Source organism: Leptospira alexanderi serovar Manhao 3 str. L 60, from assembly GCF_000243815.2.
GTDB lineage: Bacteria > Spirochaetota > Leptospiria > Leptospirales > Leptospiraceae > Leptospira > Leptospira alexanderi.
Genome location: NZ_AHMT02000015.1, coordinates 37,501 through 57,500, shown reverse-complemented (window position 1 = coordinate 57,500; position 20,000 = coordinate 37,501). Strand labels below are relative to the sequence as shown.

Sequence of the window (20,000 nt, the reverse complement as noted above, 5' to 3'; positions counted from 1 at the left end):
ATTGGATCCCTCGCCCACAAATACGAGAGCGCCCGGGACCAGGTTTGGAGTATTGCTGATTCTTCCTCCACCTAACAAGACGTCTTCTTGAAAATCGGAAGAGTAAGGAGCATACCCTTCCGGCAACACCTTGTCTTTGGAAAGAATCAAATCAACGATATAACCTTCGCTACCGGGACGATTCCCAGCCGCGAAAGCGCTTCCAAAGTTGGCAACTTGAAGACTTATTTTTCGGGAAATATCTTCTCCAGGTTTCATTTGTCTTGAGCCGCCGAAATAAACATAAACCATAAGATCAGGTTTCGAAGAATTGCCAGATTCGCTGATTTCAAATTCTGGCCCAACTTGATTTACATCTGTATTTTGGGAATCTGGAACCATGGTTTCGAAAGAATAAGTCGAGGTGCCTGAAAATCGCTCAGAATCTAAAAGCATCAACAAAGAGGAAGGATCGACTTGTTTTTCTCCCCCACAATTCCAAGTTACATAGAATATCAAAACAACACTCATTCCTGTTATTATCTTTCGTAAGAACTCTTTCATTTGAATCTCCTCAAAAATACCTCAGGCATTTTTGTTATTTAAATAAACGACAGCTCTCCCAATATTGAGACAGCGAAAATGAATCGAGTTATAATATGGAATTAAAATTTATTCTAAACCTTCAGATGTGGGAACTCCCGCTTTAGAGGCCAAGATGAATCTACAATTGTAATGTAAGGTCTTAAATCCCTAACTATTCGAAAAAGTTGTCAAAAAGAAAAACTCAAGCACGGTTGTTCCCGATATAGATCGTAACCTAAGCCACTATCCGCTAACTCCTATTTCTCTTCAGGTTTTGGGACGGGTTCTTGATATATACCAACTTGGAATTCGTGGCCATTATCTGTTCTAATCTGTTTAATTCTAAATGGTATTTCGCAATAACATAATTGATGAAAATGAATTGCATTTTTCTGAGTATGCTTATCGTAAATTTTTAATATTCTAACTCGAGTCACATCGCCAATCGCCTCACATTGGAGTCGTTTGATTGTTTTTCTACCAGAGATCTTAAAATTTAGAAATTTAATATCCATTCGCAAATGAGCCCGAGGATCTGTTTTTCATATCGAAGTAGACTCTGGTGGTGCATAACCCGGGAACGAACTTTGTGTTCTCGGGGAATCGATTCAGGAGGTGTCTTATTACTTAGATCTAGTCGCACAACCTCGAATGCAGGAACTACTACAATTTTAAATACGCACAAAAGCGATATAAACCGTCAATACAACTCAGCCTATGGGAACTCATACATCTTTTAAAAATTTGCCGGACGTTTAGAAATATTTTTTGGGACTTTGAGACGGGCTCTAGCTAACTCTATTTAGTGCGTCGTGAATTTTAACGCAAGTTCGTCCTTGAGGCGCAGAATTCCTGACACTCTATTACGCAGAACTCAATAGTCGATTCGAGTTCTCTGGTTTTGATCGAAAAATTTCCCTTGGACAAGGATCAAAATATTCTTCGCAAACTTTCCGAACCGAAAAAAATCGGTATTTTAAAAAGATACTTTACCCGAACAAAAAAAAATAAATTCTAACAATCGGAACTTTTATGAAAATAAAAATCGAATACATTCTTATTTTATTATATAGTATTTTGTTCATTGATTGTGGCAAAAACCTCAGAGGAAAACCAATCCCTCCGAATCCGGATCTGGCCGGATTTTATCTCTCTTCCGAGACGGCGGAATGGACTAAAGACGGCAAAATGAAAATCGAAGTATTAAGCATCTTTCCGAAATCAAACGGAGATCTTTCCTTCGAAAGAAAAACCATCGTAAGACTCAGCTTTATCACAAGTGATAACAGAGAGGAATGGAGAATCAGAACCGGCGGAGTCGTAACTAGTGAAAGCGAAATCCTTTTACAAGAAGCTCTTTATCAAGAATTTCACCAGCCTCATATGGGGGCAAGAGAATCCGACCCAAAACGTTGGAAACTCAGCGAGATGGGAGCCGCTTCCAAGGTCAGAGAGGTAGGTAATGTAACGTTAAGCGGAAATCTGCTCGGAGAGATTTCTCCCGACAACAAGACTTTAAAATTTTCCAAGATAACATTCACAAAAATCGGAGGTTCGTTTCAAGGAAGAATTACGACTCATGTGAATCAAAAAAGCGTAACAATTGACAACGAAATCGCAGGAGTCGTATTTTACAAGGCGGCCGTAAGCGCTGCGGAACAAATTGTTTCCGTTTTTTCAAGGTCGGAACTCATCAAGCCCGGAATGATCTTTCTTGTGGGAAAAGACCAAGTTCCGTGCAAGATCGTGGAAGTCTTCCAACACTCCGGCGTCTTAGAACCAGTTGAGAACGGAAAAATTCTCTCCGTATCCGTAGGAGATCCGGTAATTTTAAAAGGAAACATCGATACAAAAGCGATCAACAAAAGAGCAACCGCAGACGAACTCATTCGTAAACTCAAATCCGATCCGAACGTAAATAAAGAAGAACTCATCCGGGAAATCGAAAAATTAAAGGACTTACGATAACACCCAACTAACGACCTGATCTACAATTAAAACCAGATTTGTTTTCGTTTACGTCGTCCGCATCTTCCACATTTCTAAAAAAACAAAAATCCACACAAGAGTTCGCTAAAACAAAGTCGTTTATCAATTCTCTTCCAAAATTTCGCAATCGCCCTACCGTTTTTTTCGATCAAAACGAATTCGTAAAAATCAAATGGAAGACTCCGATTGAACTTGAAACGACTTCTCGCTCGATTTTTTTTTAAGAAGAATTTTTGTTTTCAAATATTGAAACGGATACTCGATCAAAGCGTAAAAAGGAATCGAAAGAATAACGACCAGAACCAACACGAAAATAAATTGAGATAAGAGTACCAAGGTGGAACTAGGCTCTGTTCGAATTTTTAAAATCGATAGAGAAATTCCGATCAGAATCAAATGCCAAAGATAAATTGTGAAACTCAACCTCGCCACGGGAACAAAAAGTCTCAGACTTAGAAAACGACTCAATAAGCCTTCCGAACGAACCACCGCAAACAATAGGATTCCCGCAAAACCTATGTTCAAAAGATTGTATTTGAAAGTATGAGTAAAAAAGCTGTCCGTACGCAGATTTACCCAATGCGCCACACATAAGAAAAAAAGAATAAAAATAAAAGTGGATAATACAATCGATTATCGGTCTTCAACCGACTCATCAAATCCTTATGACCTACATAAAGATCCATCGCGATCACTCCCATCACCAAAGAATCGAATCGAGTGTGAAAAGGAAAATAAATCTCATTAAAATATTCCGGGGTCAAAGGTATGGTCGTAGTCATGTAAACGATCACGCGAGACGTAGTAGGAATCAAAAGCAAACACCATAGGAAAAGTTGCCTATGTTTAGGATTCATCTTAAACAGCAAGAGACTGCAGAAAAGAGGAAAAACCAAATAGAACTGCTCTTCTATGGACAAAGACCAGGTATGAATATTCATTCCCGGAAAATAATTTCCTAAAAATACGAAATCCCCCCACGCATTGGAAAGTTTAAAAGAAAGCACATAGGCTTCCTGTTCGAGTCCTTTCTTCTCTGCGATTTTGAGCACAAAACTGGAAGCGATCAAACTAAACGTGATAAAAAAATAGTAGGCCGGAAAAATTCGGAACGTGCGTTTCAGATAGAATTTTTGAAAATTGATCGCTCCGCTTCGAGTCCAATCACTCAGAAGCCCTTTTGAAATCAAAAAGCCGCTGAGAACAAAAGACAAATCCACCCCCGACCAAAAAAGGGAATCAGATTGAAGTGTCCCGATTTTTTTCCAAGCAAGAGCATAATGATTTAAAATGACTAAAATAATTGCAAATGCCCTCAGGCCGTTTAGAGACTGAATCTCGTTATCACGATGAAACCAAAGATCTTTAATGAAAGCTTTCATTACTTTTTTTCAATTTCCAATTAGAGTGTTTCCCTTCATTTCCCGTTTCGTAAAATCGCTTTTTATTCAGAACCCAACCCAAAAATAACCGATAATACCAACTTCAAGCGAAAATAAGAAACTATTAAAATGAATTTTAAATATCTTCTATCTTCTAACATTTTAATAAACAATATAATTCATGAATCTCTATTATTTGTAAACCTCGTCGTTAAAATTTGAAATAAAAAATCAAACCGCAAGACGTATAAAATGATTGAATAATCTACTCATATCCGGACGAAAAAGCTTCCACAGAAGCGCAATATGTTTCATTCTACAAATTTCTTATTCTTATAAAATTACAGGTCGTAATCCGAAGGGTTTATATGAATTCCTCCTCGGTCCTTTAAATCATCTGTCTTTTACCGAGAAAGTTCATAAGAACAAATTTCATTTCAATGATAACGAGGTTTTCAAATAACTTTTAAAGAAAACGAACTCGAATATAGAAACACAATCAAGAAAAGAACATTTAAAAACAGAAAAGATTTAAAAAATGATAAAGCAAAAATGGGACAGAGGAAATAACGATCGCAAAGAAGCCCTATATCTCGAAAATTTTCTAAGACTCTTGGATTTGATCCTACTTATTGCGCTTACGCATATTTGCATCTAAAAATTTCTTACGAAGACGTAAACTTGCGGGAGTTACTTCCAAAAGTTCGTCGTCGTCTAAAAATTCTATATTTTGTTCCAGAGAAAATTTTCTAGGAGGAACCAGACGAATCGCCTCATCCGCACCGGAGGAACGAACGTTACTTAGCTTCTTCTCTTTTACAGGATTCACTTCGAGATCATTTTCGCGAGAATGAATTCCGATAATCATTCCAGGATAAACCGCCGTGTTTGGTCCGATGACCAATTCCCCTCTCTCCTGAATTTTCCAAAGTGCATACGCCGTAGATTCGCCCGAGTCCATGGAAATCAAAGCACCGTTCTTACGACCGGGGATCTCACCTTTGTAGAGGTCGAATCTAAGAAAACGAGAAGACATTACTCCTTCACCGCGTGTTTCGGAGATAAAAAATCCTCTGAACCCGATGATTCCGCGTGTCGGAATTACAAATTCAACACGAGTCATTCCGGACGGATGCGCGTCCATAAGCTGAAGCTCTCCTTTTCTGCGGTTGAGTTCTGCGATGATCGTTCCCGTAAATTGATCCGGAATGTCCATTACCAAATACTCATATGGTTCGAGTTTTTGTCCTTGTTCGTTGGTTTTTAAGATCACTTCAGGACGAGAAACTTGGATCTCAAATCCCTCCCTTCTCATCGTTTCGATCAGAACCGACAAGTGAAGTTCTCCACGTCCTAAAACTTTAAAACGATCCTTGTCTTCGGTTTCTTCGAGTCTCATCGCCACGTTGGTTTCAAGTTCTCGATCCAGACGTTCACGAATGTTTCGAGTCGTTACGAACTTTCCTTCCTTACCGGCAAACGGAGAATTATTTACCATAAAGAACATGGATACGGTCGGTTCTTCGACCTCGATCGCCGGTCTTGGAGCCGGTTTTCCAGGTTCGCAGATCGTATCTCCGATAAATACGTCCGGAAGTCCTGCGATCGCGACGATATCGCCCGCTTCCGCAGCGTTGACTTCGTTTCGTTTTAATCCTTCAAAGTTGTATAATTTAGTAATTCTAAATAGAGCCGTGTCGGCAGGCGTGGTCGTCGTATCCGATTTTTTCGCCGCAAGTTGGATCACATTCATTCCAAGCGCCATCTTTCCCGCATAGATTTTCCCGACCGCAATTCTTCCTACATAGTCGTTATAATCCAAGGAAGTCACTTGGAATTGAAGCGGAGCTTCCGTGTCCGCTTGAACAGGTGGAACATGTTTCAGAACCGTATCTAAAAGTGGGTCCAAGTTTGTTCCCGGAGAATCGCTTAGATTATATACCGCCCAACCTTGTTTCGCGGATGCATATACGATCGGAAAGTCAAGTTGCTCGTCAGTCGCTCCTAAATCGGAGAATAAGTCAAACGCCATGTCTACGACCGCTTCCGGTCTTGCGCCTGGTCGATCAATCTTATTGATTACTAGAATAGGTTTGTGCCCAAGCTGCAGGGATTTTCCCAATACGAATCGAGTTTGAGGCATTGGGCCATCGAAAGCGTCTACGAGTAATAAACAGGAATCCGCAGTTGCGAGAACACGTTCCACTTCTCCGCCAAAATCCGCGTGACCGGGAGTATCCACAACGTTGATTCTGGTTCCTTTGTAAACCACTGCAGTATTTTTTGCTTTGATCGTGATTCCTTTTTCCTTTTCCAAGTCATTGGAGTCCATGATCCTTTCTCCGTCTTCTTTGGCGGTAACGGCACCTGTTTGACGGAGAATTCCGTCCAAAAGTGTGGTTTTCCCATGGTCTACGTGAGCGATGATAGCGATGTTGCGGATTTCCATTCTAAGACCAAAAATTTCGGAAGCCTTCCTGTGTAAACATTTATTTTATTATTTTGACATTTATGGATTCCAAGATTGTTATACTAAATAACGTGGGTTCGAGCACGATCCATTTTTCTAAAAAAGGAACCTTTATATGAAGTTACATTTCATCCTCTGCTTTTTAATTCTAATTCCATTGGTCTTTTGTAACGAACAAAAGAATGAGAAAAATTCCGATCTTTTACTTTCCTTAGTAGCGTTGCAAGCTTTACAACCCGATCGGGCAGAGAACTATGATCGGGATGTACAAATCATTACAAATCTTTCCTCCTTCAAAAATTCGGCAGAAGTTGAGATTATTTGCGATCTCAACTACGACTCTCAGGAAGATATTGATTATTATGTGGAACTTCTGAAAAAAGAAATCGCCAGATATCCAAGAGGGTATTGGATCAAAGCCGGTGTGGAAAAAATTGTGCTTTGTAGAACTATGACAACGTCCTATGGAAGGACAGTGCTTGCATTTTCCGATGTTAATCTTCTTGCTACTATCGTAACAAGTACTAAACTTGTTATGAGCGTTAGCACGACTACATGCGGAGGGACTCCCAATTTCAGAGTTGTTGAATGTTATGATGTACCAACAATGCATCATGAACTGACACATTCCGTAGATCGTAAACTTTTAGGCCACCACCGTCATCATTACTCGGATCCGGATTGGGAAAAACTGAATGCTCCCGGATTTCAATACTACGGATTCAATAATATCCTTCAAATACCAAATGTTTGGCACCCTATGCCTGGGATTATGCTGCCTTACGGGGCGTCACATTTTGGAGAGGATAAAGCTGTATTGGGAGCCTTGGTCATGGGTTGGCCGACCTCTTACAATCTTTTAGTCCAAACTTGTCGGACTGATCCGTTCGTTGCGGCAAAGGTGCGTTTAACCGTTTCCAGATGGAAACAATTTTGGCCCTTTCCGGGCGCGGAAAACACCGAGTGGAACATGAGAATGGCTCAGGCGGAACAAGATTGTCGTTGAGGACATCTATAAAATAGATAGATTGAAAAATCGCATTCTATAATAGCCCTTAGATTCGGTTTTTGACCGTAAATTGTAGCTTTGAGTCTGTCCCAAAACAATCGTCACGATTCACGGAGATTCCGATAAAATCAGATAGTTTTGGGACAAACTCTTTAGTAAATCTTGATAAAATGAATTTCTAATCAATGGCATTCATCAAACAAAGATTTAATACGAAAACGGTTTGTTATATTTTAGAGTTATATAATACTATAAAACTTTATTTCAAAAAGCCAATTGAAATGAAAATATTGGTATTCCTTAGAATATCAGTAAAGTTTTAAAGCTATCTATCAAAAATTAGGTTTCCAATTACTCATCTCTATAAAATAGAATACCGTTAATTTGAGTATAAATCCAGCGTTTAGACGTAGAATTTTAGACACTCTATTTTGTAGAGATGAGTAAAGATAGAATCAAAATTTGAAAAAATATTCTAATTCATTTTTCCGGAAGAGGAATTCGTTCCGTTTCACCAGGAACCGCCGCAAAACGTTCCTCCTTCCATTCAAGTTTAGCCCGTTCGATTCTTTCCAAAGAGGTGGATACGAAATTCCACCAAAGATGACGATGTTCCGGAAACGGAATACCTCCTAAAAGAATCGCACGGCTTCCTTCTTCCGAAGAAAATGAAATCGTTTCTCCGGGATCAAACACCGCCATCTGACCAAGTCCGATCTTTTGACCTCGTATCTCTAAACTTCCGCGCGCGACATACAAAGCCGATTCTTGATCGGAAGCAATATCCCATTCTCCCTTGGCTCCGGGCTTCGCGTCCAAGTCGGCATAAAAAAGAGAAGAATACACTTTTACCGGCGAACGTTTTCCTAAAAATTCTCCCGCGACAAGTCGAAGCTCCCAAGCCTCTCCCTCGATAATCGGAATGTCCTTTCGATCAAGATGAAAAAATTCCGCGCTCACTTCTTCCGATTCTTTGGGAAGCGCAACCCAAGTTTGTATTCCTTCCAAGATAGAATACTGAGAATCCAATTGAGAACGTTCGCTGTGTGCGATCCCCGAGCCCGCAGTCATCCAGTTCACTTCATAAGGGCGAATCGGCATCTCCGATCCGATACTGTCTCTATGAAGTATCACTCCGTCATAGAGATACGTAATCGTCGCAAGTCCGATATGAGGATGAGAACGTACCGTTAGCTCTTTTCCGGTTTGAATCGGAACGGGACCCAGATGATCCACAAATACGAACGGACCTACCTGACGAGCCTCGATGGAAGGAAGAATTCTCCGAACTCGGAAATTGTCTCCGAGTTCTTTTATAACCGCAGAAATGATTTTCATAGGTTAAAGTTTAGATTGATTGTTTCGAATTTCAAGATTTTTGAATAGAAGAACACTCGCTCGTATGAGAAAATCTCCTAGGATATTTCCGCGTCTTTTCGATATGTTCCGTTTCTAAAGTCGCAAACTCGTATGTTTTCAAGATCGATTTTGACTGTTTTTCTATTCCTTTTTCGAATTCGGTATAAACCGTTTTATTTGTTAGCTTTTAACTTACAACACGTCCCGTCGAGCGCCAATAGGAAAGCTCCGCGCCTGAGTTTCCCCCACGTTTTAGTGGATAGATGTTAGGGGTCAGTGGTTAGGACTTTACATACATTACATACCATCACCTTACCCACAAGTAATGGGATCTCAAGATCAATTTGTCGGAATTACGACAAAATCCTCTGTGAAACTTAGTTCCCACCCTTATTTTTGGGTGGGGGTGGAAAGGCTCGGGAGGTTTTTCTCTATCAGAAAATTATACTTTTTGCAAGTAAAAAGCCTCATTCTCGTCGGAACACTTGCGTTTTATTGTATGTAACGTTCTATCCACTAAAATCTAACCCCTAATCACTAACACGTCTGAACACTTGCGTTTTATTGTATGTAATGTTCTATCCACTAAAATCTAACCCCTAATCACTAACACGTCTGAACACTTGCGTTTTATTGTATGTAAAGTTCTATCCACTAAAATCTAATCCCTAATCACTAACACGTCGGAACACTTGAAAAATCTGCGTTTTTGATCCTTCTTATTCCAAAATCCTCCTTAATTTGTGGGTAACGTTATGATAGAGAGCAGTGCCACTTTAGTTTCTTTCGGGACAGTTTTTTATAAAAAATTAATCAAGATTTTAGAATATTCTTCTTTTATTATTTAAGAATGATGCTTTCTTAGGGAACCCACGGAAATCCAGAGACTCGCTGCAGTCAATATCGTTCCCATCCAAAGTGGGGCTTCTGGAGAATAAATCGGAGTTTCTCTGGCTGTAAAATAAGAAAATAGTCCCGTCATCAAAATCGGTCCGATGATCGCGGTAACGCTCATTAAACTTGTAAGCGCTCCTTGCAATTCCCCTTGTTCTCTTGGAGGAACCTGAGAGGACATGATTCCTTGAAGTGGGGGCATCGCAATCCCTCCCAAACAATAAGGAATTAAAAATACGAACATCATCCAACTTTGTGTTGCAAGAGCAAATAACGCATATCCGAGCGCGCTCAAGGCCAAACCCAGATAGATACTCCGATTCTGACCCAACACAGGAAGAATGATTCTAATCAGCCCTCCTTGCGTGACCGCATAAACAAGCCCAACGACCCCGAGTGAATAACCTACCATCACCTCGTTCCATTGAAATTTTTCCATCGTATAATAATTCCAAGTTCCTTGGACAGCGTGCGCCGCGGTATTTATTAGAAAAAATGCAACCACTAAGCCGATAATCATCGGATAACGTTTTAAATTGATAAGCGAACCTATCGGATTTGCTTTTTTCCATTCGAATTTTCTTCGATTTTCTTTGGTCAATGATTCCGGAAGAACAAAAAATCCGAACAACCAATTTACCAACGTAAGAACGGCCGCAGCTAAAAAAGGTGCCCTAGAACCGAATTGTCCAAGGAAACCTCCAATCACGGGCCCAATGATAAATCCCAATCCGAACGCGGCTCCGAGAATTCCGAAATTTTGCGCCCTTTTTTCGGGAGGGCTGATATCCGCAATGTAGGCATAACCTGTCGTAAAACTTGCTCCCATGATGCCCGACACAACTCTTCCGACAAACAACCAAAAAATGGAAGGTGCAAACGCTAAGAATAAATAATCCAACGTAAAGCCGAACAGAGACCCGAGTAAAACAGGCCTTCTCCCATATCGGTCGCTCAATCCTCCGACAAATGGCGCACTGATAAACTGAACGAACGAATAAGCGAACATCAAGAGACCTCCGTACCAAGCGGCGTCACTCAAAGATCCGTGAGTTAATTCCTGAATGAGCTTCGGTAAAACGGGGATGATGACTCCGAAACCTATTACGTCAATGAGAACAGTTACAAAAATAAAGCCTAAGGCGGCGGGACGTTGGGGATTCATAAATCCCACCAAACAAATTATAAGCCTGTTGGCAATCAAAAAATAACGCCTTAAGTAGTCTTACAATGATTCCCTAGAATCTTCAAATTGGAAAGATGTCATCAAATCTTATCTAACGTGAGTTCGGCCTAAGGAGAGAGTAAAAGTTGTAAATTGTCTTTGGATCTCAAATTCAAAGAAGGTTTTTTTGGAAAAAATGAAAATGCAACTAAACCGCTTAATAGATTAACGGCCCAATTGAAAAAGCTTCGATGTATAGTATGTTGAATCTGACAGATATTTTTAAGTTCATCATTAACTGCTTCAATGATAGCTCTTTTTCTTAAAAGAATTTTATCAACTAAGGGCATTCATTTATTTTTCATATTCTTTTTAAGTTTTGTAATGAGTTGAATTCCTTTTTCATAAAGACTTTCAAACAAAGATTGACTGATATAACCTCTATCTCCGAAAAGTTTATCGTGAATATTCTTAACTTTATTTTACTTTATTAGAAAGATCAAGCTGCAAGGTTCTGTCAGTTCCGGTTTTTTCCGTAAGAAAAAATCGAGACTGGACAGGTCTTATGAGAATGGATTCTTCTGTTGTCGCATACTTTGAGAATCGTAGAATCAATGAACGATATTCCGGAACATTTTCCCAGACAAGAATTTGATAGAAAGGAAGCTATGACAGATAACGCGTTAGGCATCAGTTCAACAAAACGATTGTAACTTACAGCTTTTGGAAATTCCGATTTTAAATTCTTTTTTATTTCTATCAGATAATAATTTTTAAATTCTCTATAATGAGAAAGATGAAAACAGACAACAATCGTTGCTACTTCACTCAGGCTTAACTGAAATTTTCGGTTTCTTTTTCGAACCACCGGACAAAAGTATTTTCACGTTCCAGTTTATTTTTTGTTGTGTACAATAATCGTCTATCGCACAAAATATCTCTGTCAGATCCATATTTAACCCCTTTCTTGCTGGAAATTTAGTTCAATATGTGATCTGGCGCTTTTCTGTACAAGATTTTTCTCTTTTTTCCTCCTTAGGCCGAACTCACGTTATCTACCAAATAAAGACTGATTTGATTTCTTCCGAGTAGTATCTGTCTGAAAAGCTAAAAAACTTTTAATCGTTTTTTTCGGAACGGTTAATCCAAACACAGAAACGATATGATGTATCTAAAAAAGAGATATAAAATTCACAAAAGAAGTCAGAGACAACTACAATCTAGAATACATTTTTGTTAAGCGACATCAGATTCAAAAAACATCATTAAAGCGGCAATGTGCTTGATACCAAGAAAGTTTGAATTGGATTTCCATTCGTTTTAATTTCTTTAAGATTCGTTTCGCTTCGTGTTTGAATGCTTCAGGACTGTAGTTAGAAAGAAGATATCTTTTCTGTTTGCACCAAACATTTTCAATCGGACTTACTACTCGGACGCATGAATAAAATACTATGATAAACTATTTCGAAAATTAGAATGTTGGAATCTTCCTCTAAAAAGTCGAGATTTCCCGATTTGACTTAACTTTTGAGAACCGTTGTACTTTTGCAAAACCGACCGCTTATTTTCGAGTATCATTTTCATGTGTCCGAGTAGTAATTTCTGTGCGTATAGCGAGTAAAAACTCTATAGCGATTCGATCATTCAAGTGAAGTAATAAATCCGGTGACGACAAACGAACGATGAATATTGATTCGATCCCAGACGATCATCAGTTTTCCAAGTATTTGACGAAATAGAAACTTTGAAAAGTTAGCAATGTCTTTTTGCTTTTTTATCTTTGATTCAATCATCGAGTAGCTTTTCGAAATAAAAATTCCGCATAACAACCGTTCGTTTTTTTTAGCAGGATCTATCTTGAGATAAATTCTAAAATCAACAGTTATTTTTGAAATCTAAATTTACTTTTGAATAGGGAACTCCTACCTATCTTGAACATATTCTCTTTTTCAAATTATGTATTAATATATATAAAAATTTGAATGGAGATGTGAAAATGATACAGAAAATTTTTCGAAAGGAAAAAGCGAAAAAAACAAATAAATTAAAAATGTCGAAGTACTTTGGAGGCTATTGTGTCCTCCTCTTCTTGTTTCTTTTTAACTGTCTACCGGATCAACAATCACCAGAAAACAATTTACTTCTGTCTTTACTTTCCCTTCCAAATGATCAAAGTTTAGAATTGGCAAACGACAAATCTATGAGAAAAGCAAAACCTCGACCCAGGCCTAAACGAAAATACGATGGGGTTACTTTTATATCCGATGCAACCGGCAAAAGAATTCAAGCCAATAGCAAGGCTCCGAACGGATGGTTGAAAGTGGACGCTGTGCGAGACACGTATTTTACGAGATTCAATTTATATCAGGATGGAGGTGATCCCAACTGTATAGAAAGCGGGCGTATCCGAGTCGAAACCTCTGCAAATCCGAAGTATTATTGGAATTGGTGGGCCGGTGGTGGTGGAGGCAATTACGCATACTATCCGAAATACAATGATGGTTCTAATCGCCTTGTAATCTTCGTTATGGACGGAGGATGTTTAAAATCCGGGGGCAAGGTCTCATTTTCAGATCATGATACTCTAGGTGCTGGATATGATTATTCTATCACGAATTGGAAGGGAGGGAGGTGGAATGAATATCTCTTTCTTTGGGCGAAGTCACTTAATCCCGGTCCAAGAGAAACTTTTACCGTTATATTGAGTCCAACACCACCGGAAGCAGCAGCATCAAAATAACGTAAACAGAGGTAGATATATAGGACTTTATATAAACAGCCCATTGAATACAAGTATGATTTGCCATATTTCTCTGGAAGTGGCTTAACCGTCAAAATATATAATAAATAATGTATATTCTAAAAAACAAATTAAGAATATGCATTATTTTAATTATTTAAAGGAATTACAAGATTCGTTAGGGTAATCCAATTATAACCTCTTGTTATGTTCTGAATTTATAATGTGATCCTCACCCCGGTTCCGCATATTTATTTGTCACTTCGGTTCGCATGCGAGGCTTACTTAGAGTGCTTGAATCTCGTACCAACTATGCCTCTTACGGACGTAATATCGAGAAGTCTATTTCGTTAAACGTAATCCGTAAAATGTTATAGTATTACTCATCTCTACATAATAGAGTGTCCAAAATTCTGCGTCGAAACGCGGGATTTGTGCTTAATTAACGGTATTCTATTTTATAGGGATCAGTAGCTTATGGACAAAAACATACAGAAAAAAAATGATTCGAGTGGCCTATCTCCAAAAATAGAATGTTGGAAAACCTTTAATAACAACTAAAACTTGGAGGAAACGATGAAGATATGTTTCATAGGAAGAAATTCACAAGAAATTGAAAAAATTGGAAACAGGCCCCCGCCGAAAGATAAAGACTTAAATGGATTTTATGCCCGTTTTCTTTTGGCCAGGGAGAAGATTTCGAATATTATCAATGACTGTAAACGTTTCGCATCGGTAACAAACCAAAATTCTCAATTACCTTGATACGACTAGTAACGAAATATCTGGATCCCATAGTCTTCCGAAACAATTCGTTGCGAACAATAATTCTGAATTTGTATCGAAACCTTTTTTGAAATGGGCTTTGAAGTTGAGATTCATTTCATACCTACTGAAAATGTTTTTATCGAAAGTTTTAACAGAAAAGATGCGAAACGAATCTTTCAATAAAAACTAATTTAGAAGTATGAAAGACACTCAACAGCTTATCAAAGTATGGCTAGTCTTTTATATTTCTAAACGACCACAGTTCTCTTGGAGGGTTAACTAATATTTTAGGCAATCTGCTTAGAGGTTTTTCACACTTTCAATTGGTTTTAAAATAAGGCATCTTACTTTTACTCTTTTCAATTTTGTTTTTGGCTACTTCCCTTTTTTCAGCAGAAAAAAGTCATTGTGTCTCAGATGTTTATTGCTAGTGACAATATCTTCAAACACAAAACCCAAAAATAGATTGCAAAAAATCCGGATTTATCCTACACAAGTTTGGCCCTTTTCCCCATACACGTGGGGTTGAATGGAAACAGGATAGATTTTGATTTAAAACCCTAACCACTGATTCCTAACCACTAACATCTTGAAACCCACACGTGGGGTTGAAATTTTCATTCAAAAAAAACCTTTTCTCAAGTTAATCCCGTATTCCAAATACGCTTTGAGACAACAACTCATGTTCATCCAACCTTGACAGTTCATATAAGAACCGTCTAACGCAGCTTGAGATACCTTCCAACCGGATTCGGTAATTTTCACAAGAGTATTGTTTTGATTCAAGGATTCGAAAATCATTTCCGTTTTGGTTTTGTACCCGCCAACAGTTAGAAGTTCGTTTTCACCCTCATAACTTCCTTCGTGAGCATCCCATTCCAAAACAATCTTGGAATTGGGAACCACTTCGACTACGTTCACGACCACTCCCTCATCTTCCCCCTCCATCGAAGGGAAATCCGCAAACTTCCAAACCACTTTACTTCCCGCCACCAAAGGGCCACTTGCACCTCCGGTTGTAAAGTATCCGCTTAAATGTTTCGGGTCGTAAACGGCTTGAAAAACCACTTCCAAAGGTTTTTGGATCTTGGTCTGTACCGTGAATCTTAAATCCATATAAATTCCTTTTGAAATAATTATATTTTTAATATGTTATATTATATTAATATGTATAAACTTGACAAGCAGGATCTAATTTTTAAGGCACTTGCAGATTCTAAAAGAAGAGAAATTTTGGATCTTCTTAGGAAAAAACCTAAAACAACGGGAGAAATCTGTTCTTATTTCGAATCATTAGATCGCTGTACTATAATTCAACACCTGAAGATTTTGGAAAATGCAGGCTTATTAATCGTAAAAAGAAAAGGACGGGTTCGATGGAATTATTTGGACAATGTACCTATTCAAGAAATCTACGATCGTTGGATCAGTAAATACGCAAAACCAACTTTGAAAAGATTGGCAGTGTTTAAGAAACAAATGGGATCGGGATAAAATCGAAAAACCAGCCAAAATAAAAGGAACACGGGTCAAAAAGAAAACTCAAACACATTGCTTCTTTATGAGTCGCAACGTGGGTCAACCCCCCTCCTAGGCAAGGTCAGGTCACCTGATTTCTATCCACTGATTCCTAAAACCCTGACATCTGATCCCTAAAACCTATCCACTAAAACGTGGGAACTGCTATGATTTACGATACCCACCTCATCAAATGAACGGAACTCTTACTTCCTATTTATACGACGGCAAGAGACAAAACATTCTATTTTTATAATATGACTTCCGCTTTTTTAGGAACTCTGGATGCGATTTCTTCGAACTTTTCCTTGTATTTTTCGTGATTGGTACCCATGATTCTATCCCAAAAATTGAAATAGAGGGAATAGTTGCAGTTGAAGTATTTATGATGCATGTTGTGGTGTGTAGTCGTGTTATGCCAATTCGTGAACCCACTTTTTAAAAACCAGGAAGGAAAAAATTCATAAGAAAGATGACCCAGCACATTTAACGAAGTCATATAAATGAAAAATACGATTATCACCCCTGGATGTAAAGGAAGTACAAACGACGCAAGCGGAACAATTCCGGATTCTACAATCGCTTCCAAAGGATGAAATGAAAACGCCGCCCAAGGAGAAGGATTAGTGGACTTATGATGGACAAGATGAAAATATTTAAAGAAAAGTTTATGATGCATCATTCGATGTGTCCAATAAAAATAAGTATCATGCAAAAGAATCAACATAAACACGCTGAAGATAAGATACCCGAACCCGTAATCGCCGACATTTTCGTAGATCAGATTGTACCCTTTTATGTGAGACCAGACGATAAATACTCCGGACAACGCGAAAATTAGGAAGGTTATCAGGGAATATTTGACTTCGTGAATGATTTTTTTCTTTTCCGGTCTTTTGCCCTGAATGAGTTTGTGGGAAAGTTTTTTACCCAAAAAAACCCAAACGATCAAAAACACAATCCCCGAAAAGAGCAAATAACGTATCAGCAAAATTCCCCAAATGATTCCGAAAAAACCAGAATAACCGAACTTTAAAAGTAATTCTTCCATATTCATTCTCTCCGTATCATAGATCACAGATTCGATTTAATTATGGACTTAAATTCTCATCTAAGCTTGCTCTTTTCAAAATCGTTTGGGATTTATTTTCGAATTCGTGCGACTTTTTCCATATTCCGTTTCCGGATAGGAATTCGAACGCAAACGCCCGAGTCCAAAATCAAATAGGAAAGAATTGCGAAAATGAAACAAACCGTAATTTTTCCGCGGATATCGGACCAATAACGTACGAAGCAAAAAATCAAAAAGGAAACAAATCCACCTATGGAAAAAAATGGAGAATAGAGTTGTTGAAAAATTCCATGATTTCAGTTTAACAAAACCGCTTCAAACGCCCATTTCAATAGGGCAGAAACGGACAGAGGATTACTACTCGGACGCATAAGAATACTGTAATAAGTTCGTTTCAAAAGTTAGAATGTTAGATCTTCTTTAAAAAAGCCAACAATTCTGGATTCGGCACAATTTTGTGAGGACTTCTATATCTCTGCAAAAATCGCTCGTTAATTCTTGGTACTATTTTCATACGTCCGAGGATTAATTTTTCAACTCTAATACTCGTAATTTCGTCAATCACCGATTCCTTCCAGATTTTCTAATTCTACCCAAAAGTTTTTGGTTTGTAAATCGGGAAGTAAGGATCGAATCAATTCACTGTCGATAAAACCATCCTCTTTAGGCGATTCTTCAATTTGAGTTTTGGAAATTTTTTCATGCTCTTCTAAAAAGGAAAATATTTCTTTCCAAGTATGCCATTGGTTGTCCGACAGATTGAGAACGTGCGGAAGCGTATCCCAACCCGCCGTTTGAATTTTGCGAATCAAAAGAGAAATCGTAAGAGCCACATCGTCACCGTGAATCAGATTGAGTTGTCTTGAACACTTTTTCACGAGTCCTTTTCTTGCCCAATCCCCAGGATTTCGAAGAGGTCCGTAAATTCCGCAAAGTCTGAGAATTTTTCCGCCTCTCCCGATCCATTCATTCTCAACCGCAAAACGATCGTGCTCTTCTACGAGAGGAGTGGATTCGACAATGTCCGGAACTCTTTTATAAATACTCGTCGTTCCCAGAAGAATAAATTTTTTGCCTATAGAAAACAAAAGATTGATAAACGAAATCGGATCGGAAAGTTTTTGAACAGGGAATGTGACTACGCACAAATCGAAATTTTCTCTCGAAAATTTTTTCCCAAATTCCTCCAAAGCAGAAGGATTCGAAAAATCAAAAACTTCGGTTCCTTCCACGCGGGTTTTGGCAGAGAAAGTTTTGAGTTGGATCTCCGCTTGCAACTTCAATCTCTTCGCAATTCGGATTCCGGTATATCCTAAACCGAAGATTCCGACCAGCATTTATTCAAGGCCCAAACGTTTGTAAATCAATCCCACTTTTTCAAGATACGGTTCGATTTTAAAAATATCTTCGAGGTCTTTTCGGGTTAAAACCTGACTGACTCGATTGTCTTTTTCCAGTCTAGTCCTGAGAGTTTCGGACGGATTGGCCCAAACCGCCATTGCGTGTTCTTGAACGATCAGATAAGCTTCTTCTCTTACGATCTTTCCTTTTTCGATCAGAGCCAGCAAAACCTTTTGAGAGAAGATCAATCCCCGTGTGACGCCTAACGTTCTTTCGATCGCATCCGGATACACATGAAGATTTTTGATTACGAATAACATCTTATCCAAAATGTATTCGAGCGCGATGGTGGAATCGGGAAGTACGACCCTTTCCGCCGAAGAATGGGAAATATCTCTTTCATGCCAAAGAGCTACATCCTGCAAACCCACGTTTACATTTGCACGGATCACCCTGGAAAGACCGGAAATCCTTTCGCAGATCACAGGATTCCTTTTATGAGGCATCGCGGACGAACCCTTTTGTCCCGCGGAGAAAGGCTCTTCCACTTCCCTTCCCTCCGTCTTTTGCAAAAGACGAATCTCTGTCGCCATACGATCCAAAGAAGAAGCTGTAACCCCGAGAACGGAAAGATAAAACGCGTGACGATCCCTGGAAACGACTTGTGTGGAGATCGAATCGATTTTTAAGCCCATCTTTTCGCAGACATAGACTTCGATTTCTGGATCGATATTGGAATAAGTCCCGACAGCTCCCGAAAGTTTTCCGACCGCAATCTCGTTTCTGGCCTCAGACATCCTTTTTCGATTTCGATTTAATTCTTCAAAAAATAATGCGAATTTGAGTCCAAGGGTCATCGGTTCCGCATGAATTCCGTGGGAACGTCCGATACAAGGCAGATCTCTGTATTGAATCGCCTTTTCTTTGACTACGGAGATGAGTGCGTCCGTTTTTTTCAGGATCAAGTCCATGGCCTGAACCATCTGCACGCAAAGCGCAGTATCTCCGATATCGGAGGAAGTCAGACCGTAGTGAACGTGTCTTCCCGCAGGCCCGATGTACGAATTCATGTTTGTCAAAAACGCGATCACGTCGTGATGAACCTTACTTTCGATTTCCAGGATCTCGTCCACATTGAACTTTGCCATCGTTTTGATCTCCTGAAAATCCTCAGGTGGAATTTCTCCCCGTTTCATACGGATCTCGCAGGCGAGTATTTCTATTTCCTTCCAAATTTCAAACTTGTTCTCTAATTCCCAGATTTTGGAAATTTCGGGATTGGAATAACGATCGATCATTTCTTAAGATTCCTTTTTGTATTCTCATCCACTCTTCCAAGGAAGTATATTCTGTAAAAAAAAAAACAAAACCAGTAAAAAAAGCGTTTGAGATACGATCCTTTGTTTTTTGTACAATAGAGTTGTTGAAAAATTAATTCCGAATGACTTTTATTTCATTACAACAGACGAGTCATACGGTTTGGTACTATAAATTAACGTGAGCAGGGTCGGTCGTAAGAAAGTTTGGGCGAATAAGAAACTAAAGTGCAACGACTCCCTGAACTCAGGCGCAGGGCTTTCCTGAACTCAGCAAACACCTTCCTATGGGTCGGTGTTTAGGTCGCTCTGCGGGTCGTCGTCGCAGCTCGCGAATTTCATAGATAAAATGGCTCGCGACCGCGCTTTAACTCAATGTGCTGCCTACGATCGCAACATAATGCTCCAATTCC

Annotated in this window: 12 protein-coding genes and 3 pseudogenes (1 of these 15 running past the window's edge); 5 read left to right on the top strand and 10 right to left on the bottom strand. The window is 39.0% G+C overall.

Annotation, left to right across the window (positions count from 1 at the left end; translation table 11 throughout):
• On the bottom strand, nt 1–543 hold the beginning of the coding sequence (locus LEP1GSC062_RS04140; RefSeq protein ID WP_004495574.1) for a hypothetical protein. The gene continues 549 nt to the left of window position 1, outside the view; the window shows 543 of its 1,092 coding nt (coding positions 1–543); its start codon is at nt 541–543; its stop codon lies off the left edge, out of view.
• A gap of 1,053 nt (nt 544–1,596) precedes the next feature.
• On the opposite strand from LEP1GSC062_RS04140, the gene LEP1GSC062_RS04130 reads away from it, so the two are divergent.
• Entirely contained in the window at nt 1,597–2,532 is a 936-nt protein-coding gene (locus LEP1GSC062_RS04130) for an LIC12353 family lipoprotein (RefSeq protein WP_010578569.1), read from the top strand.
• Between the two features lie 189 nt (nt 2,533–2,721).
• Here the strand turns inward: LEP1GSC062_RS04130 and LEP1GSC062_RS04125 are convergent.
• Together LEP1GSC062_RS04125 and typA are read right to left on the bottom strand one after the other, a co-directional pair.
• A pseudogene (locus tag LEP1GSC062_RS04125) lies at nt 2,722–3,935 on the bottom strand (acyltransferase family protein).
• 625 nt (nt 3,936–4,560) lie between these two features.
• Nucleotides 4,561–6,384 carry a translational GTPase TypA gene (gene typA / locus LEP1GSC062_RS04120; RefSeq protein ID WP_010578570.1) on the bottom strand — a complete coding sequence of 608 codons (1,824 nt, stop codon included), beginning with the start codon at nt 6,382–6,384 and terminating at the stop codon, nt 4,561–4,563.
• Between the two features lie 136 nt (nt 6,385–6,520).
• Here typA and LEP1GSC062_RS04115 point away from each other — a divergent pair, with 136 nt between their 5' ends.
• Entirely contained in the window at nt 6,521–7,411 is an 891-nt protein-coding gene (locus LEP1GSC062_RS04115) for an LIC13305 family lipoprotein (protein WP_020983483.1), read from the top strand.
• A 483-nt stretch (nt 7,412–7,894) separates the two neighbouring features.
• Here LEP1GSC062_RS04115 and LEP1GSC062_RS04110 read toward each other — a convergent pair whose 3' ends face one another.
• From LEP1GSC062_RS04110 to LEP1GSC062_RS21045, 3 genes and pseudogenes are all read right to left on the bottom strand, one after another.
• Nucleotides 7,895–8,752: a pirin family protein gene (locus LEP1GSC062_RS04110; RefSeq protein ID WP_010578571.1), complete on the bottom strand. Its 858-nt coding sequence runs from the start codon at nt 8,750–8,752 to the stop codon at nt 7,895–7,897.
• 865 nt (nt 8,753–9,617) lie between these two features.
• Nucleotides 9,618–10,832 (bottom strand): TCR/Tet family MFS transporter, encoded by a 1,215-nt coding sequence (locus tag LEP1GSC062_RS04100; RefSeq protein WP_010578572.1) that lies wholly within the window; start codon nt 10,830–10,832, stop codon nt 9,618–9,620.
• Between the two features lie 128 nt (nt 10,833–10,960).
• Nucleotides 10,961–11,785: pseudogene (locus LEP1GSC062_RS21045) on the bottom strand (transposase).
• Nucleotides 11,786–12,822: 1,037 nt separating this feature from the next.
• On the opposite strand from LEP1GSC062_RS21045, the gene sph reads away from it, so the two are divergent.
• Nucleotides 12,823–13,572, top strand: a complete 750-nt coding sequence (sph, locus tag LEP1GSC062_RS04080) for a sphingomyelinase (protein ID WP_167324059.1) — start codon at nt 12,823–12,825, stop codon at nt 13,570–13,572.
• A gap of 687 nt (nt 13,573–14,259) precedes the next feature.
• A pseudogene (locus LEP1GSC062_RS25765) lies at nt 14,260–14,678 on the top strand (integrase core domain-containing protein); the annotation flags it as partial.
• A 283-nt stretch (nt 14,679–14,961) separates the two neighbouring features.
• On the opposite strand, the gene LEP1GSC062_RS04070 reads toward LEP1GSC062_RS25765, so the two are convergent.
• Nucleotides 14,962–15,456, bottom strand: coding sequence for an SRPBCC domain-containing protein (locus LEP1GSC062_RS04070; RefSeq protein ID WP_020983551.1), 495 nt, complete (start codon nt 15,454–15,456; stop codon nt 14,962–14,964).
• 51 nt (nt 15,457–15,507) lie between these two features.
• On the opposite strand from LEP1GSC062_RS04070, the gene LEP1GSC062_RS04065 reads away from it, so the two are divergent.
• Nucleotides 15,508–15,834, top strand: coding sequence for an ArsR/SmtB family transcription factor (locus LEP1GSC062_RS04065; protein WP_020983570.1), 327 nt, complete (start codon nt 15,508–15,510; stop codon nt 15,832–15,834).
• A gap of 274 nt (nt 15,835–16,108) precedes the next feature.
• On the opposite strand, the gene LEP1GSC062_RS04060 is transcribed toward LEP1GSC062_RS04065, so the two are convergent.
• The 3 genes from LEP1GSC062_RS04060 to purB form a co-directional block, all read right to left on the bottom strand.
• Complete coding sequence (locus LEP1GSC062_RS04060; RefSeq protein WP_020983494.1) at nt 16,109–16,909, bottom strand: sterol desaturase family protein; 801 nt, start codon at nt 16,907–16,909, stop codon at nt 16,109–16,111.
• A 578-nt stretch (nt 16,910–17,487) separates the two neighbouring features.
• Nucleotides 17,488–18,267, bottom strand: coding sequence for a Rossmann-fold NAD(P)-binding domain-containing protein (locus tag LEP1GSC062_RS04055; RefSeq protein WP_020983585.1), 780 nt, complete (start codon nt 18,265–18,267; stop codon nt 17,488–17,490).
• Nucleotides 18,268–19,569 carry an adenylosuccinate lyase gene (purB, locus tag LEP1GSC062_RS04050; RefSeq protein WP_010578582.1) on the bottom strand — a complete coding sequence of 434 codons (1,302 nt, stop codon included), beginning with the start codon at nt 19,567–19,569 and terminating at the stop codon, nt 18,268–18,270.
• Nucleotides 19,570–20,000: the final 431 nt, after the last annotated feature.

Bases quoted from the DNA above. Each gene is read 5' to 3' on its own strand.
- LEP1GSC062_RS04130 (WP_010578569.1), top strand. From the start codon at position 1,597: ATGAAAATAAAAATCGAATACATTCTTATTTTATTATATAGTATTTTG.
- LEP1GSC062_RS04065 (WP_020983570.1), top strand. From the start codon at position 15,508: ATGTATAAACTTGACAAGCAGGATCTAATTTTTAAGGCACTTGCAGAT.
- typA (WP_010578570.1), bottom strand. From the start codon at position 6,384: ATGGAAATCCGCAACATCGCTATCATCGCTCACGTAGACCATGGGAAA.
- LEP1GSC062_RS04055 (WP_020983585.1), bottom strand. From the start codon at position 18,267: ATGCTGGTCGGAATCTTCGGTTTAGGATATACCGGAATCCGAATTGCG.
- LEP1GSC062_RS04110 (WP_010578571.1), bottom strand. From the start codon at position 8,752: ATGAAAATCATTTCTGCGGTTATAAAAGAACTCGGAGACAATTTCCGA.
- LEP1GSC062_RS04070 (WP_020983551.1), bottom strand. From the start codon at position 15,456: ATGGATTTAAGATTCACGGTACAGACCAAGATCCAAAAACCTTTGGAA.
- purB (WP_010578582.1), bottom strand. From the start codon at position 19,569: ATGATCGATCGTTATTCCAATCCCGAAATTTCCAAAATCTGGGAATTA.
- LEP1GSC062_RS04100 (WP_010578572.1), bottom strand. From the start codon at position 10,832: ATGAATCCCCAACGTCCCGCCGCCTTAGGCTTTATTTTTGTAACTGTT.
- LEP1GSC062_RS04115 (WP_020983483.1), top strand. From the start codon at position 6,521: ATGAAGTTACATTTCATCCTCTGCTTTTTAATTCTAATTCCATTGGTC.
- LEP1GSC062_RS04060 (WP_020983494.1), bottom strand. From the start codon at position 16,909: ATGGAAGAATTACTTTTAAAGTTCGGTTATTCTGGTTTTTTCGGAATC.